The following is a 14,476-nucleotide window of genomic DNA, read 5'->3' as shown; positions in this document are numbered from 1 at the left end:
TCACCCCCATGAGCGATTCGACGCGCAACTCCCCGCTGCACCCGGTCCACGAGGCCGCGGGCGCCACGTTCACGGACTTCGGCGGCTGGAACATGCCCCTGAAGTACGGCTCCGAGCTGGCCGAGCACAAGGCCGTCCGCACCTCCGCAGGCCTGTTCGACCTCTCCCACATGGGCGAGATCCGGGTCACCGGCCCGGAGGCCGGGGCCATGCTGGACCACGCCCTCTCGAGCGTGCTCTCCACGTTGAAGCCCGGCCGCGCCAAGTACGCCCTGTGCCTGACGGACGCCGGCACCGTCCTCGACGACACGATCGTCTACCGGATGGACGACGGCGAGGCCGGCTCCGAGCCCGACTACCTGGTGGTGCCCAACGCTGGCAACATCGCCGCGGTCCACACCGCCCTGAACCAGCGGGCGTCGGGCTGGGACGCCGTCGTCGAGGACGAGTCCTCGACCACCGCCCTCGTGGCCGTGCAGGGCCCGCAGGCCGAGAGGATCCTCGCCCGGGCCATGCCGGAGGCCGCGGCGCAGCTGGCCGAGCTGAAGTACTACGGCCACCTGACCCTGACCGTGCCCACGGACGCCGGTGACGTCATCGCCGTCGTCGCCCGCACCGGCTACACCGGTGAGGACGGCTTCGAGCTGTTCCTGCCCGCCGCCTCCACCGCCGAGGCCGGCGACCGCGGCTCCGCCGTGTGGAACACGATGCTCTCGGCCGCGGACGAGGCGGGCGTGGAGCTGACGCTGTGCGGGCTCGCCTCGCGGGACTCGCTGCGCCTCGAGGCGGGCATGCCGCTCTACGGCAACGAGCTGGACACCGGGCACCAGCCGCACGCCTCTGGCGTCGGCTTCGCGGTGCCCGCGAGCAAGGAGGCCGACTTCGTCGGACGATCCGCGCTGGTCGGCAGGGACGACGTCGAGGAGGTCCTCGTGGGGCTGCAGGGCGCGGGTCGGCGTGCCGCCCGGCACGGTTACGCCGTGCTGGACGAGTCCGGCGAGCGGGTGGGCGAGGTGACCTCGGGCGCCCCCAGCCCGACCCTCGGACACCCCATCGCCCTGGCCCGTGTCCGCCGCGACGTGGCCGCCGAGGGCACGTCCCTGCAGGTGGACCTGCGCGGCCGCGGCGAGCCGTTCACCGTGGTGGCCACGCCGTTCTACCGCCGGGAGCGCTGAGCCCGACGCAGCCGTCCCTCGGCCCGCCGCTCGGCGGTCCCGGGGCCCTTCGCTAGACTCGGGCTCCGGGCCGTCGTCGCGGCCCCCCGTCCCGCCGTCCACCTGCAGGAAGTCCGCATGACTCACGTCGCCGCCCGTGCCCGGGTCCCCCTGAAGGGGCTGCTGGTCTTCCTCGCCGTCGCCGCCGTCCTGCTCCTGCTGGGCATCGTCACCGTCCTCCGCGGCGTGGCCGCCGACGCCGCCCGCGTGGACATCGTCACCGTGCTGGACGGCAACACCGTGGTGGTGAACCAAGGCGGCACCGAGCGGACCGTGGTCCTCGCCGGCGTCACGAGCGCGGGCCGCAACCCGGAGGGCCTCAAGGTCGGCCCCAACCTCTGCATGGGGGAGGAGTCCTACTCCTGGCTGCGTGATCGGCTCCCGCAGGGGGCGACCGCGAGCATGACCACCTCGGACGAGGGCGCGCCCGAAGGGATGGAGAGCGCGGTCATCTCGATCGGCGGCGGCACCGTCAACGTGGCCATGGCGGAGGCCGGCATGGCCGCCCCCACGGATGTCGCCGTCGGCAAGCGCCTGGCGGAGGAGATCGCCCAGGCCAATCAGGAGGCCGTGGGTCGCGGCGTGGGGCTCTACGACATCGAGGAGCCCTGCACGTACCAGAACCGGCTCTACGAGGCCCAGTTCGCCCTGGAGCAGATCCCGGAGGACGCGGAGGCGTCCCTGACGAAGATCGACGAGCGAGCGGTGGAGTACGCGGCCGGCCTGGACCAGGTGCGCCTGGTGCAGCAGGAGATCCGGGCCCTCGACCCGGAGAACGGCACGTTCGCCGACCTCGCCTACGGGCCGGCCAAGGAGTCGCTCCTGGCCGAGGCGGACCCGGTGGTGGAGCACGGGATGCAAGTCCTGAAGGACCTCAACACGCGGCGCAACGAGATCGCGGCCCGTGGCTGACCCCGCCGCGCTCAGTCCAGGGCGAGGGTGACGAGCCCGAGCTGGGCCGCCCGGATGATCAGCTGGACGCGGTCGCGGACCTCCAGCTTGGCCATGATCCGCGTGAGGTTGGCCTTGACCGTGGACTCGGAGACGAAGAGGTTCGCGGCGATCTCCGGGTTCGACTGACCCCTGGCCAGCAGCCGCAGCACGCCCAGCTCCCGCTCGGTGAGGTCGGAGCCGTCGGGGCTGCCGGGCTGCACCGAGGTGGGGCCCACCGTCGGCCGGTCCCGCTCGATCGAGGCGAGCAGCTTGGTCGCCACGGCGGGGGAGAGCACGGACTCGCCGCGATGGACGGCCTGAATGGCGCCCAGGATGGCCGGCGGCTCCGCGTCCTTGAGGAGGTAGCCGCCCGCTCCGGCGCGCAGGGCCGGCACGAGATAGTCCTCGGACGTGAACGTGGTGATCGCCAGGACCCGGATCGCGGGGTGGGTCTCCTTGATCCGGCGTGTGGCCTCCACCCCGTCCATCAGGGGCATCTGCATGTCCATCAGGACCACGTCCGGCTCGATGGCGGCGCACGCCTCCACGGCTTCGACGCCGTTGGCGACCACACCCACGCAGGTCATGCCGGGGGCAGAGTCGACGAGCACGCGGAGCGCGCCGCTCATGAGCGGCTGGTCGTCGGCGATCAGGATGCGCAGCTCTTCGGACACGCAGGTCAGCGTAACCGGTGCTGTGGCGCATGCCACCTTGTCGGCGTCGGGGCGAGGCCGGGGTGCCCGCCGGCCGTCATCTGCGCCATGCCGCGGCGCGGCCTGTGCGCGGCGTGCACCATTTGTGACGGGCGTCATACATACTGGGGCCATGAAGACTCGCGCTCTCCTCGCTTCCGCTCTCCTTCTCGCCTCCACCCTCGTCGGCGCTCCGGCCGCCGCCGCCTCGGCGGCCTCGGCCGAGGACGACGTCGTCACGCCCCTGGGCCTCTCCAAGGGCACTGCGGAGTGGACCTGTCGCCACTTCGGCATCTGGTGCGACTGACCCCGGGTCGGCCCGCCCCTGATGCCTGATTCGAGCCCATCGATCCCCTCCGTCCGGAGCGGCGCGCCCTCCCGGGCGCGCCGCTCCTCGTCGTGGCGTCAGCCGCGCAGCCTGCGGTGGGGCGCGTTCTGGGCCGCGGCGCCGCTGAGCCGCGTCTATCTCGCCTTCGGGTCGGCCTTCCTGCTCGCCTCGACCGCGTCCGACATCGGTCTTTTCGGCCCGGGCCACGGCGCCATCCCGGTCCTGGACGGGATCGCCATCGCGTCGGCGACCAGCGCCTTCCTCGCCCAGTGGTGGCGCAGCACGGTGGGCTTCGCCCTGCTCCTGCCCGGGGCCGTCGCGACCGTCGTCGGCGGTTCCGAGGTGCTCTTCGCCGTCGTCGCGCCCGTGGTCCTCGGGGCCGTCGCGGCGACCGCCCGTTCCTGGGGGTTCGTCGTCACGGCCGCCGTCCTGGCACTGACCTGGGGCGTCGCCCAGCCGTTCGCGGTGGGTCAGTCGAACGCGACGTGGTTCATCCTGCTGCTCATGTCCATGGGCCTCGGCGGCGGGCTCTTCATCCGCGAGAGCTTGGCCCGGCGGGAGCGGGATCGCCGCCGGGTGTTCGAGGCGGAGGAGCGGGCCCGGCTGGCCGCCGAGGCCGAGCGTCGCTCCCTGGCCCGCGACCTGCACGACGTGGTCGCGCACAACCTCACGATCATCTCGATGCAGGCTCGGACGGCACGCTACCTCGGCGCCCCGGAGGCGGCTCAGGGCGTGCTGGACGTGGTGGGGGACTCCGCGAAGGACGCGCTGCGGGACCTGCGGCGCATGCTCTCCATCCTCCAGGAGGACGGGATCGTGGACCCGAGCGGTGAGCCGGGCGCCGCGGGGGGCGCGGACGGGGCGACGTCCGCGGATCCGGTGCTGTCCGTGGCCCAACTGGCCGAGGAGCTGCGCAGTCTCGGAATGACGGTGGAGACGGACGTCCGCTGCGACCAGAACGCGATGCCGATCTCCGTGCGCTCCACCCTGCACCGGGTGCTCCAGGAGGCCACCACGAACGTCGCCAAGCACGCCGGCGAGGGCGCGCGCGTGTGCATCGAACTCCGCGACGCGGGGCCGGACGTGGTGCTCGAGGTGGAGAACACCGTCACCGAGCGGTCCGGCCCGCCGCAGTGGAACTCCTCCGGTGTGGGCCTGAACTCCATGCGGGATCGCGTGGCCACCTTCGGCGGCACGATCGAGGCCGGGCCGGGGGGCTGGGGGTGGCGGGTGCGCGCGGTGCTCCCCAGGTCCGTCTGACGAGGCCGACGCCGTCGCAGCGGCGGACCAGACCCATGTGACCTGCATCACATCAGGGCCCGAAAGTCTGCACCTTCCGCCACTGTCGGGGGCGCCGTCGTCCCTCCTAGAGTGGGTCATGCCCCATTGAGACGGTGCACAGTGCGAATCACGAGCCGGGATACATGCCTGAGGGGATGCGGGCCCCGGACGCGGTTCCGAGAAGGACGATGGCCATCCGGCCATCGTCCTTTTCGTTGTCGGGCGTGCTCAGGCCGGCTCGGCGGGCGACGGCTCCGGGGTGACCGTGCGGACGAGGGGACGGGCCGCCGTCCGGCCCAGGGCCATGAGCACGGCGGCCGGGAAGCCGATCACCGGGATGAGCATCGGCAGGATGCCCGCAGCGCCCTGCGTGAGCACCACCAGGCCGTAGAGCATGCCGATCAGCGCGTATGCCAGCACGTGGACCCACTGGTTGAGCACGTGCCGGAACGCCCAGTTCACGAGCAGGCACAGCGGCAGCCCCACCACCAGCCCGGCGACCCCGACCACCGTCAGCAGCGGTGTCAGGCTGCCGAAGGCCTGCAGGCCCGGGACCACGGCCAGGATCGCCACCACGGCGGCCATCACGAGGTTGGGCAGCAGCCAGGCCACGAGGAACCCGTTCAGTCCCATGCGCAGCTGCGGGCGGGGGCCGGAACGGGCCGCGCGGCGACGGGCACGGGCGGCGGACGCGACCGGGGCGGGGGTGGTCATGGCGGGAACTCTCCGGGAGGGGGATCGACGACGTCGGGCGGGTCCCCACTGTAGTGGGCCGGGCTGGACGGGCCCCGGGAGAGTTCCCGGTCAGGCGCGCCGGTCGCCGTCCACGTGGAAGGCCAGGTCCTCGACGCCGGGGAAGGACTCGATCTCCTGGAACGCGTCCCAGGCGTCGCTGTCCGCCTCGGCGTCCGCGGGCAGGGTCACCGTCAGGGCGCCGATCTCCCCGTCGATCACCTGCAGGCGCAGCTCGAGCTCGTGTCCTCCGGCGGATCCGGAGGCGAAGCGGCCGCGGACGGGCCAGACGCAGTCGTTCGGCACCGCGCGCCGGACGTCGTCGTCGGTCTGGACGACGAGCGGCACCCAGTCCGGGACCTCGCCGGCTTCACGGATGGCCTCGGCCACCGATGCGACGGTGCGCGCGTGCGGCAGCTGGGAGCGCAGCGCCTCAGCCCCGGGCAGGTCCCGGCCCTCGGCCAGCGCCGGGTCGAGCAGGGTCTCGAGCAGCACGCGCACCTCGACCGGCAGCTCGGCGGTGGCCTCCGGCTCGACCTCGTCGACCGGGTCCTCGTCCAGGCCGGCGGGTCCGGTGACGGCGAGTTCGACGGCGTCGCGGCGGGTCCGGCGGGCGTCCTCGTTGGCCAGCAGCATCGCCAGGGAGGCCGCTGCGGCCAGCGCGACGCGCGGGGCGGGGACGCCGACCCGCTGGAGCCCGCGCACCAGGGCACCGTCGATCCGGTCGTTCAGGCCGGTGGCACGCAGCGTGACCGCCGCGACCGCGCCGCCGACGGCCAGCCCGCCGAGCCCGCGCAGGGCACGCGCGGCGGGGGAGGGGGCCACCTCGCCGTCGGCGATCGCGGCGGTGTGGAGGGCGTTGGCGGTCTCGGCCGCGAGGACCGTGCCGCTGACGGCGGCCTCGAGCTCTGCGAGGGCCCGACGCTCGCGCCCTCGGCGGGCGTGCGGATCCAGCAGGGTGAGCCCGCCGACCGCGGCCGCCGCCGCCAGCCCGTAGAGCCGGCCGCCCGGGGCGAGGGCGCGCTGGCGCAGCGCGGGGAAGACGGCCTCGACGCCGTCGACGGGAACGGACGACGCCGAGTGGTGGACCTCGCCGGGGGCGGAAGGGGCGGGGGAGGGGAGCTTCATGCCCCCAGTGTGGCGCACCGCCCGGCTCAGGACGAGTCAGCGGCCCACGTGCGCGCTCAAGCGGAGCGCAGGCCGCCCTGCCACAGGGCGGCGAACGGCGTGCGGCCCTCCACCGCCTGCGCGATGCCGGCTCGCACGAACTCCTTGGCGCGGCGCGCGGCCTCGAGCGTGGTGGCACCCTTGGCCAACTCGGCGGTGACGGCGGCGGCGAGCGAGCAGCCCGCACCAGAGACGCCGGACTGGCCGATCTTCGGGGCGGAGAGCACCTCCACGGTGTCCCCGTCCACGAACACGTCCACGGCGTCCGGGCCGGGCAGGTGCATCCCGCCCTTGGCCAGGACGGCCGCGCCGGAGATCTCGTGGATGCGCCGAGCGGCCGCCGTCAGGTCCTCGACCGAGCGCACGGTCATGCCGGAGAGCTGCTCCGTCTCGAAGTGGTTCGGGGTGGTGAAGGTGGCCAGCGGCAGCAGCTCGGCCTTGAGCGCCTGGTCCGTGTCCAGGGCGTGGCCCGGCTCCTGGCCCTTGCAGATGAGCACGGGGTCCAGGACCACGTGGTCCCACTCGGCGCGGCGCAGGGCCGCGGCCGAGGTGCGGATGACCTCCGGGGAGCCCTGCATGCCCAGCTTCACGGTGCGCAGCCGCTCCGGGTAGTCGCCCTGGATGGCGTCGAGCTGCTGCTGGAGGATCTCGGTGGGCACGGGGAAGAAGCGGTGGTTCCAGTCGTCCTCCGGGTCGAAGGAGACGATGCAGGTCAGCGCCACGATGCCGAAGACGCCGAGTTCCTGGAACGTCTTGAGGTCGGCCTGGGCGCCGGCGCCGCCGGTGGCCTCGGACCCGGCGATGGTCAGGGCGAGCGCGGGGGCGGAGGCGGAGTGCTGGGGGGAGTGAGCGGTCTGGGGCATGCGCCCATGGTAGGACCGACCCCGGACGGGAAGCGCCCGACGGCCGGCGGTGTTCACCGGGGAACGAGGGTCCTCGGACCCGGAGCGTCCGCCCGGGCGCCCCGAGCGACCCGCGAAGGACGGGGACGGACGTGCTCGAGTTCCTCACCGGCACGGGCCTGGCCACCTCGGCCGGGCTCAACGCCTACATCCCCCTGCTCGCCCTGGGTCTGCTGGACCGGTTCACGGGGCTCGTCGACCTGCCCGCGGGGTGGACGTGGCTCTCCGCCGACGCCTCCCTCTGGATCCTCGGCGCCCTGCTCGCGCTCGAGCTCGTCGCGGACAAGATCCCCGGGGTGGACGCGGTCAACGACGTCGTCCAGACGGTCGTGGGAGCCGACACGGTCACGGTGGGGGCCGCCGCGCCCGTGCTCTCGGCGGCCGAGGACGTCTCGGCGGCCGGCCTCGTCGCGGCCGCGCTGTTCCTGCCGGTGCTGGTCGCCGTGCTGGTGGTCGCCGTCGTCGTGGGCCTGTGGCTGCTGGCCCGGCGGTTCCGCGCGCGGCGGACGCGAGGCCGTGCCGCGGCCGTGCCGGGTGGACCAGAATGGACGGCATGATCCTCATCAACCTGAAGTTCACCGTCCAGCCCGAGCGTGCCGACGAGTGGATGGACGCCGTCGCGAAGTACACCGCGGACGTGCGCTCCGAGCCCGGCAACCTGTTCTTCGAGTGGTACCGCCCGGTGGAAGGCGGCCCGAACGAGTACTTCCTGCTCGAGGGGTTCACGGACGAGGGTGCGCAGGCCCACGTCGCGTCCCCGCACTTCCAGGAGGGCCTGGACGCGATGCGCCCGCTGCTGGCGAGCACGCCCCAGATCATCTCCGAGCAGGTCGGTGCGGAGGGCTTCGGCCCGATGGGCGAGCTGCAGATCGACTGAGCCCGCCCCCGGCCGGAGGAGGCGACGGCGCCCGCGTCACGAGCGTGACGCAGGGCGCCGTCTCTGTATCCGGGGTCACACCCTGGCTACGGTGAGCGCATGAGCGCCGAGCAGAACAGCACCCAGACCCCCGGCCACCGCACCGCCCACGTCCCTGCCGGCCAGGATCTCGGCCACCGCTGGTCCACCCGCGAGGCCGATCACGACGATCCGGCCGACCGCCGCGCCGTCCGCCAGATCGCCGAGCTCGCCTTCGCGTCCACGGCCGAGGCCGACCTCGTCGAGGCGCTCGCCGGCGGCGCGGAGGGCTGGCTGCCCCAGTACTCCCTCGTGGCCATGACCGCCGCGATCCCCGGCACGGACCTGCAGTCGGACCCGATGGGCTACGGCACCCTGGTCCGGGCCCACATCGACCACGCCGAGGTGATCGCCCTCGCCCCGCACGGCGTCCTGCCCGAGCACCAGGGCGAGGGCGCCGGCACCGCGCTCGTCAACGCCCTGCTCCAGAAGGCCCAGGCCGACGGCGAGGAGGTCGTGGTGGTCTACGGCTGGCCCGAGTACTACGCGAAGTTCGGCTTCCACCGGGCCTCCGAGCACGGCGTGCACGCGGCCTTCGCGCGTCAACCCGAGGCGCTGCAGATCCTCACGCTCCAGGACGGCGCGGAGGTGCCGGCCGGCGAGTTCCGCTACCCGCCCGCGTTCGGGGCGGAGAACGCGCAGGTCGCCGGCCGCTGAGGGCGGGGCGTCAGCCCACGAGTCGGCGCACGGCGGCGAGCGTTCGTTCGGCCTCGGCCGGCTCGGCCGTGAGCCGCGCGATGACCTCCGCGAGGTCCGCGCGCAGGCCGGCCTCGGCGTCGTCGGCCGGGGCGTGGAGCCACGCCCGCAGGGCGCGGTTGTGGACGGCCACCACGGCCGCCGCCAGCCCGACGGCGACCCCGCCGCGCGCGGGCGTGTCCGGCAGGGCCGTGGCGAGCCAGCCGGAGAACAGCTCCGTGTAGCGGTGCGAGGTGAGCAGCTCGCGCGTGCGCAGCGCCTGGGAGCCGCGCAGCAGGCGGGAGCGCGCCCGGGCCCGGTCCGGATCGGCGGTGTGATGCCGGAAGACCTGGAGGACCGCCTCCTCCAGGGCCTCCCGCACGCCGAGGGAGGTGCCGCGCAGGAAGTCGTCCAGGCGGGCGAGCAGCGCCGCGTGGTCGGCGAAGACCACCTCCTCCTTCCCGCCGAGGTGGCGGAAGAAGCTGGCCCGGCTCATGCCGGCCTGGCGGGCGAGCTGGTCGGCCGTGACGGCGTCGTAGCCCTCGCGGTCCAGCAGGTGGATCAGGGCGGTGAGGGTGTCCTCGGCGGGCGTCGTCATGCGGGCCATGGTGCCACGGGCGCGGAGAGGAGGTGAGACTGCGTCTGATTCTGTGAGATGGCGTGTCAGTTGGTGTAGGGTGATGGCGGACACACCCATCTCTCCGACCCCGCCCGGGAGGCCACCATGACCGAGACCCTGCCCACCGTCGAGCCCGAGTACGACGTCGCCACGCCGCTGGACACCGACTTCTACCTCGCGCTCGCGGACGTCTCCGACGCCGAGAAGGATGTGTGGCGTCGGGCCCGCGCCTTCGCGCTCGAGCCGGACGTGCTGCCCCGGATCCGGGAGGCGTGGGACCGCCACGAGTACCCGCTGGACCTCGTGGCCCGCCTGGGGCAGGCCGACCTGCTGCGCGACGGCGTCCCCGTGGACGGGCTGCCCGACGTCTCCCGCGTTGCAGCGGGCCTGGCCATGATGGAGCTCTCGCGCCTGGACGGCTCGATCGCCACGATGACGGGCGTGCAGGGCGGTCTGGCCATGCGCTCGATCCAGCTGTGCGGCAGCGAGGAGCAGCGTGCCGAGCACCTGCCGGCCATGGCGCGCGGCGAGCTCTACGGCGCCTTCGCGCTCACGGAGCCGACCCACGGCTCCGACTCCGTCTCGCTGGAGACCCGCGCCGAGCGCGTCGACGGCGGCTGGCGGCTGCACGGGCACAAGAAGTGGATCGGCAACGGGGCCGCCGGCGGCGTGACCGTGGTGTGGGCGCGCAGCGCCGAGGACGAGAAGGTCCGCGGGTTCATCGTGCGCCAGGAGTCCGAGGGCTACACGGCCGAGGTCATCAAGGGCAAGGTCGCGCTGCGGGCCATCGACCAGGCCCACATCACCCTCGACGGCGTCTTCGTGCCCGACGCCGACGTCCTGCCCGAGGCCCGCTCCTTCAAGGACACCTCCCGCGTCCTCTTCGCCACGCGCGTGGGCGTCGCGTGGTCCGCCCTCGGGAAGGCCGTGGGCTGCTACGAGGCGGCGGTGCAGTACGCGGGGCAGCGCATCCAGTTCGGCCGGCCGCTGGCCGCCGCCCAGAGCGTGCAGACCCGCCTGGCCGAGATGCTCTCCCAGCTCACCCAGGTGCAGCTGCTCGTGCTGCGTGCGACCCGGCTCGAGGACGAGGGCCGGCTCACCGGGCCGATGGCGTCCCTGGCCAAGTACTCGGCGACGCGCGCCGCGCGGTCCATCGCCGCGAACGCGCGCGACCTGCTCGGTGGCAACGGCATCCTCATCCAGAACGAGGTGGCTCGCCACTTCGCGGACATCGAGGCGATCCACACCTACGAGGGCACCGAGACCGTGCAGGGGCTGATCATCGGCCGCGAGATCACGGGGGTCGGCGCGTTCGTGTGAGATGACGCGAGCGGGGGCGGCGGCGTGAGCCAGAGATTTCTGCTGGTGCGCACGCCCCCCTGCCGCCGATTCGTCTGGCTCGGCGGCCGATTCGTCTGGCTCACGCAGGCAGAGGGAGCCGCAGGTGGGCGGCGAGGTCGCGCAGCAGGGCGGTGAGGCCGCGCCGAGTGAAGACGCTGGCGGCCACGCGCAGCACGATCCACCCCTCGGCCTGCATCCGGCGGTCGCGCTCGATGTCACGGCGCCACTGCTGCGGGTCAGTCCGGTGATGATCGCCCTCGTACTGCACGCAGACGCGCGCCTCCCGCCACACCAGGTCCGGCCGGACGGTGGACCCGTCACTCAGCAGAAGCAGCGGATTCACCTCCGGCTCCGGCACACCCGCGTCGGCCAGCGCCAGTCGCAGGAGCGTCTCGGCCCGCGAATCCGCGCCGTCCCTGAGCAGCGGCAGGGCCGCCCGCAGGGTCCGCGTCCCTCGCCGCCCACGCACCCGGAGCACCTCCGCCTCCAGATCACGCACGGTGCACCGTGGATGGTCGCCGGGACGACGTCGGCCCGCCGGGCCGTCAGCCCGTTGCAGCAGGCTGTCCCCGGCGGCGACGACGTCGGCCAACGGCAGACCCAGCTGCGCCAGCGCCGCCCAGGTGGCGGCCGGCGTCGTGATCCGCACCCGGGCACGCACCAGCACGGGGTCCTGCGGGTGCAGTTCATGCCCGACGACGCCGCTGCGGCGCGGCGCCCCGCCCTCGGCCCGCGTGCGCGCCAGATGGATGGGGCCGCGCTCCCACTGCCGCGGCAGCCACATCCCCCAGAGGCGAGCGGCGGTGGCGTGGGTGGCCGCGGTGCCGGGGTTCGTCCGCTGGAGGGCGCGGACGACGTCGGCCAGTGAGGGCTGACCCCCGGCGGTGTGCCGCAGCCCGTGGTGCGGGGCGTCGAACCGGGGGCCGCGCAGCTGCGAGGCCGTCAGGCCGGCCTGCAGCCCCGCGGCGACCGGGAAGACGGGGCCGAGGGCGTCGTGGTGCGGAGGAGGGGCGACCATGCCGCCAGCCTCCCCTTTCACCAGCGGACCCGGCGCCGCGACCGCGAGGGCCGTGGAGGGCGAGCTGCGCCCGCGGCCCTGTGCAGGAGCCGCTGAATCGTCTGGCTCACGTCTTCCGCACGTCCGAGCGGCGCTGAGCCAGACGAATCGGTCGTGACAGCCCCCTCAGAACAGCAGAAACGTCTGGCTCGCGCCGTCACAGCAGGCTGGCTCGCGCCCGTCGCAGCGTGCCGGCGCACCCAGCACCCCTCAGCCCTTCGGGGCGTAGTACCGGCCGAGGGTCTCGGCCTTGAGCTCGGCGAGCGTGCCATCCTGCATGGCCGCGCGGATCCGGTCCACGAGCGAGACCGTGAACCGCTCGTTGTGGATGGAGAGGAGCGTGTGCGCCACCATCTCCTTCGCCTTGAACAGGTGCCGCAGGTACGCGCGCGAGTAGTGGGCGCACGTGTAGCAGTCGCACTCGGGGTCCAGCGGCCCGAAGTCGCGGCGGTACTTCGCCCCGGGCAGGTTGTAGCGCCCGTCGCGGGTGTAGAACGCGCCGGTGCGGGCCACACGGGTGGGGGAGACGCAGTCGAAGGTGTCGGCGCCGTTCTCGACGGCGGTGAACAGGTCATCGGGTTCGGAGATGCCCAGCAGATGGCGCGGCTTGTCCTCGGGCAGCTCCTGCGCGCACCAGCCCACGATGGTCCCGAGGTTCTCCTTCTCCAGGGCCCCGCCGACGCCGTAGCCGTCGAAGCCGGAGGTCACGCCGTCGAGCTCCCCCGCGGCCGGGAACTCTGCCCGCATCGCTGCGAGGTCGCGGCAGGCCTTGCGGCGCAGGTCCTCGTACTGGGCCCCCTGGATCACGCCGAACAGCGCCTGGTACGGCCGCGCCGCGCGGACCCCGGTGAGGCGGGCGTGCTCGTCGAGGCAGCGCTGGGCCCAGCGGCGGGTGCGCTCGAGCGCCTCCTCCTGGTAGCCGCGGGAGTTGTGCAGGGTGGTCAGCTCGTCGAAGGCGAACATGATGTCCGCGCCGAGGTTGTGCTGGATGCCCACGGACACCTCGGGGGTGAACCGGTGTCGGTCCCCGGTCAGGTGGGACTTGAACCAGACGCCGTCGTCGTCGACGTTGGCCAGGCGCTCCTTGCCGGGGGCGACGGTGTCGTCGGCGCCCTGCCCCTCGGGCGCGCCGGGGCCCTTCATGTCGATGACCTTCTTGAATCCCGAGCCCAGGGACATCACCTGGAAGCCGCCGGAGTCCGTGAAGGTGGGGCCGGGCCAGTTCATGAACGCGCCGAGGCCGCCGGCCTCGTCGAGGAGGTCGTCCCCGGGCTGCAGGTACAGGTGGTAGGCGTTGGCCAGGAGGGCCTGCGCGCCGAGCTCGGCCATCGACTCCGGCAGCACCGCCTTGACCGTGGCCTGTGTGGCCACCGGGATGAACGCCGGCGTCTGGATCCGCCCGTGCGGGGTGGTGATGACGCCGGTGCGGCCGAGCGGGGCGCCGTCCGCACCGCCGGTCTCCAGCCGGTGCGTCACCTCGAAGCCGAACTGCGAGGGATGCGCGGGGGCACCGGAGGCGGGCTGCGGCGTCGGGGCGGCGGGGGTCTCAGGCATGGGACCCAGGGTAGTGCGCAGGCACCGCAGGCCGCCCCGGCTCAGCCCAGCACCTCCCGCGCCACCGCGCTCGCCACCACCAGGTCCTGCCAGGGCATGCCGGTGGTGACGAACAGGGCGGGCGCGCCCTCCCGACGACGCGCGGTCCCGGCCACGAGCTCGGCCAGCGTCACCGTGTCCTCGATCCCGGCGAGGGCGCCGGAGTCGATCGCGAGGGTGACGTCGCCGGCCTCGCGGGCGGCCGAGTCCCGCGACTCCACCGCCACGGTCGCGCGGCGGGCCAGGGCGTCGTCGGTCTCGCGGGCGTCCGTGGTGTGCGAGCCCATCGCCACGACCGTCGCGTGCTCCGGCACGAGTGTCCCGTCGAACAGCGGGGCCGTCGCGGCCGTGCACGTCACCACGACGTCCGCCTCCGCCACGGCCTCCGGGCCCGCGGCGCTCGCGGTCACGCCCAGCTCCGCTTCGATGCGCGCGGCCAGGGCGGCGGCCCGGTCGGCGTCGCGGCCCACCACGGACACCCGTTCCAGCCCGAACACGTCCTGGAAGGTGAGCGCGTGCTCCCACGCCTGCACGCCCGTGCCGACCACGACCAGGTGCCGGGGCGAGGCGTCCGCGAGCAGCCGCACCCCGAGCGCGGACACCGCGGAGGTGCGCAGGCCCGTCAGCTCGACGCCGTCCAGCACGGCCCGCGGCGCCTGGCCGGGGGTGCCCGGGGCGCCGAACAGCACGTAGACGCCCTGGATGACGGGCAGTCCGCGCTCGGGGTTGTCCGGCGTGAGGGTGAGCAGCTTGGTGCCGACCTCGGTCCCGCGCGTCGAGGGCATCTGCAGCAGCTGCCCGGCGGCGGTGGACACGCGGGTGCGGGGGGCGTCGGCCTCCGGGTCCAGGCCGGCGGCGAGGGCCGCCTCCAGCGCGTCGACGGCGGCGCGCGGGCTCAGGGCGGCGCGCACGGCGGGGCCGTCGATCCAGGGCAGGGAAGCGGTGGCGCGGTGCGTGTCCATGCGGCCACGCTACGGGGTGGGCCGG

Annotated in this window: 16 protein-coding genes; 8 read left to right on the top strand and 8 right to left on the bottom strand. The window is 74.0% G+C overall.

Going from position 1 to position 14,476, the window contains the following annotated elements; all coding sequences use genetic code 11:
* Nucleotides 1-8 precede the first annotated feature (8 nt).
* Nucleotides 9-1,175, top strand: coding sequence for a glycine cleavage system aminomethyltransferase GcvT (gene gcvT, locus ACUW6W_RS09540; protein WP_100056587.1), 1,167 nt, complete (start codon nt 9-11; stop codon nt 1,173-1,175).
* A 117-nt stretch (nt 1,176-1,292) separates the two neighbouring features.
* The gene (locus ACUW6W_RS09535; RefSeq protein WP_134415958.1) at nt 1,293-2,126 is read left to right on the top strand and encodes a thermonuclease family protein; all 834 of its coding nucleotides are present in this window, start codon (nt 1,293-1,295) and stop codon (nt 2,124-2,126) included.
* Between the two features lie 11 nt (nt 2,127-2,137).
* On the opposite strand, the gene ACUW6W_RS09530 is transcribed toward ACUW6W_RS09535, so the two are convergent.
* Complete coding sequence (locus ACUW6W_RS09530) at nt 2,138-2,821, bottom strand: response regulator (RefSeq protein ID WP_100056586.1); 684 nt, start codon at nt 2,819-2,821, stop codon at nt 2,138-2,140.
* A gap of 151 nt (nt 2,822-2,972) precedes the next feature.
* Between ACUW6W_RS09530 and ACUW6W_RS09525 the strand changes: the two genes are divergently transcribed.
* Both ACUW6W_RS09525 and ACUW6W_RS09520 read left to right on the top strand, forming a co-directional pair.
* Nucleotides 2,973-3,146 carry a hypothetical protein gene (locus tag ACUW6W_RS09525; protein ID WP_166795239.1) on the top strand — a complete coding sequence of 58 codons (174 nt, stop codon included), beginning with the start codon at nt 2,973-2,975 and terminating at the stop codon, nt 3,144-3,146.
* 21 nt (nt 3,147-3,167) lie between these two features.
* Complete coding sequence (locus tag ACUW6W_RS09520) at nt 3,168-4,427, top strand: sensor histidine kinase (RefSeq protein ID WP_101967249.1); 1,260 nt, start codon at nt 3,168-3,170, stop codon at nt 4,425-4,427.
* Between the two features lie 249 nt (nt 4,428-4,676).
* Here ACUW6W_RS09520 and ACUW6W_RS09515 read toward each other — a convergent pair whose 3' ends face one another.
* The 3 genes from ACUW6W_RS09515 to ACUW6W_RS09505 all read right to left on the bottom strand — a co-directional run bounded on the left by ACUW6W_RS09515 (nt 4,677) and on the right by ACUW6W_RS09505 (nt 7,210).
* Complete coding sequence (locus ACUW6W_RS09515; protein WP_020624818.1) at nt 4,677-5,162, bottom strand: hypothetical protein; 486 nt, start codon at nt 5,160-5,162, stop codon at nt 4,677-4,679.
* A gap of 90 nt (nt 5,163-5,252) precedes the next feature.
* Nucleotides 5,253-6,308 (bottom strand): hypothetical protein, encoded by a 1,056-nt coding sequence (locus ACUW6W_RS09510; RefSeq protein WP_020624819.1) that lies wholly within the window; start codon nt 6,306-6,308, stop codon nt 5,253-5,255.
* A 56-nt stretch (nt 6,309-6,364) separates the two neighbouring features.
* The gene (locus ACUW6W_RS09505; protein WP_020624820.1) at nt 6,365-7,210 is read right to left on the bottom strand and encodes a hydroxymethylpyrimidine/phosphomethylpyrimidine kinase; all 846 of its coding nucleotides are present in this window, start codon (nt 7,208-7,210) and stop codon (nt 6,365-6,367) included.
* Between the two features lie 131 nt (nt 7,211-7,341).
* Here ACUW6W_RS09505 and ACUW6W_RS09500 point away from each other — a divergent pair, with 131 nt between their 5' ends.
* The 3 genes from ACUW6W_RS09500 (at nt 7,342) to ACUW6W_RS09490 (ending at nt 8,861) form a co-directional block, all read left to right on the top strand.
* A complete protein-coding gene (locus ACUW6W_RS09500; protein ID WP_044659066.1) occupies nt 7,342-7,806 on the top strand; it encodes a DUF4126 domain-containing protein in 465 nt (154 codons plus the stop codon).
* Nucleotides 7,803-8,126, top strand: coding sequence for a putative quinol monooxygenase (locus ACUW6W_RS09495; protein WP_010079505.1), 324 nt, complete (start codon nt 7,803-7,805; stop codon nt 8,124-8,126). The genes ACUW6W_RS09500 and ACUW6W_RS09495 overlap by 4 nt, the downstream gene beginning before the upstream one ends.
* Nucleotides 8,127-8,225: 99 nt before the next feature.
* Nucleotides 8,226-8,861 carry a GNAT family N-acetyltransferase gene (locus ACUW6W_RS09490; protein WP_002856702.1) on the top strand — a complete coding sequence of 212 codons (636 nt, stop codon included), beginning with the start codon at nt 8,226-8,228 and terminating at the stop codon, nt 8,859-8,861.
* 10 nt (nt 8,862-8,871) lie between these two features.
* Here ACUW6W_RS09490 and ACUW6W_RS09485 read toward each other — a convergent pair whose 3' ends face one another.
* On the bottom strand, nt 8,872-9,477 hold the full coding sequence (locus ACUW6W_RS09485; RefSeq protein ID WP_036341145.1) for a TetR/AcrR family transcriptional regulator: 606 nt from the start codon (nt 9,475-9,477) through the stop codon (nt 8,872-8,874).
* A 126-nt stretch (nt 9,478-9,603) separates the two neighbouring features.
* On the opposite strand from ACUW6W_RS09485, the gene ACUW6W_RS09480 reads away from it, so the two are divergent.
* On the top strand, nt 9,604-10,818 hold the full coding sequence (locus ACUW6W_RS09480) for an acyl-CoA dehydrogenase family protein (RefSeq protein WP_100057905.1): 1,215 nt from the start codon (nt 9,604-9,606) through the stop codon (nt 10,816-10,818).
* Nucleotides 10,819-10,918: 100 nt separating this feature from the next.
* Here the strand turns inward: ACUW6W_RS09480 and ACUW6W_RS09475 are convergent, their stop codons facing one another.
* From ACUW6W_RS09475 to ACUW6W_RS09465, 3 genes are all read right to left on the bottom strand, one after another.
* Nucleotides 10,919-11,857, bottom strand: a complete 939-nt coding sequence (locus ACUW6W_RS09475) for an endonuclease domain-containing protein (protein WP_454180153.1) — start codon at nt 11,855-11,857, stop codon at nt 10,919-10,921.
* Nucleotides 11,858-12,106: 249 nt separating this feature from the next.
* Entirely contained in the window at nt 12,107-13,450 is a 1,344-nt protein-coding gene (tgt, locus tag ACUW6W_RS09470; RefSeq protein WP_454180152.1) for a tRNA guanosine(34) transglycosylase Tgt, read from the bottom strand.
* A gap of 41 nt (nt 13,451-13,491) precedes the next feature.
* Nucleotides 13,492-14,451, bottom strand: coding sequence for an ornithine cyclodeaminase family protein (locus ACUW6W_RS09465; RefSeq protein ID WP_044659062.1), 960 nt, complete (start codon nt 14,449-14,451; stop codon nt 13,492-13,494).
* Between the last annotated feature and the right edge of the window lie 25 nt (nt 14,452-14,476).

The organism is Micrococcus sp. 093350064-1 (genome assembly GCF_053627955.1).
This window is presented reverse-complemented; position numbering and strand designations above follow the sequence as displayed.

Coding starts and splice junctions, on each gene's coding strand:
- gcvT (WP_100056587.1), top strand. CDS start 9: ATGAGCGATTCGACGCGCAACTCCCCGCTGCACCCGGTCCACGAGGCC.
- ACUW6W_RS09535 (WP_134415958.1), top strand. CDS start 1,293: ATGACTCACGTCGCCGCCCGTGCCCGGGTCCCCCTGAAGGGGCTGCTG.
- ACUW6W_RS09525 (WP_166795239.1), top strand. CDS start 2,973: ATGAAGACTCGCGCTCTCCTCGCTTCCGCTCTCCTTCTCGCCTCCACC.
- ACUW6W_RS09520 (WP_101967249.1), top strand. CDS start 3,168: ATGCCTGATTCGAGCCCATCGATCCCCTCCGTCCGGAGCGGCGCGCCC.
- ACUW6W_RS09515 (WP_020624818.1), bottom strand. CDS start 5,162: ATGACCACCCCCGCCCCGGTCGCGTCCGCCGCCCGTGCCCGTCGCCGC.
- ACUW6W_RS09510 (WP_020624819.1), bottom strand. CDS start 6,308: ATGAAGCTCCCCTCCCCCGCCCCTTCCGCCCCCGGCGAGGTCCACCAC.
- ACUW6W_RS09505 (WP_020624820.1), bottom strand. CDS start 7,210: ATGCCCCAGACCGCTCACTCCCCCCAGCACTCCGCCTCCGCCCCCGCG.
- ACUW6W_RS09495 (WP_010079505.1), top strand. CDS start 7,803: ATGATCCTCATCAACCTGAAGTTCACCGTCCAGCCCGAGCGTGCCGAC.
- ACUW6W_RS09490 (WP_002856702.1), top strand. CDS start 8,226: ATGAGCGCCGAGCAGAACAGCACCCAGACCCCCGGCCACCGCACCGCC.
- ACUW6W_RS09485 (WP_036341145.1), bottom strand. CDS start 9,477: ATGACGACGCCCGCCGAGGACACCCTCACCGCCCTGATCCACCTGCTG.
- ACUW6W_RS09480 (WP_100057905.1), top strand. CDS start 9,604: ATGACCGAGACCCTGCCCACCGTCGAGCCCGAGTACGACGTCGCCACG.
- ACUW6W_RS09475 (WP_454180153.1), bottom strand. CDS start 11,857: ATGGTCGCCCCTCCTCCGCACCACGACGCCCTCGGCCCCGTCTTCCCG.
- tgt (WP_454180152.1), bottom strand. CDS start 13,450: ATGCCTGAGACCCCCGCCGCCCCGACGCCGCAGCCCGCCTCCGGTGCC.
- ACUW6W_RS09465 (WP_044659062.1), bottom strand. CDS start 14,451: ATGGACACGCACCGCGCCACCGCTTCCCTGCCCTGGATCGACGGCCCC.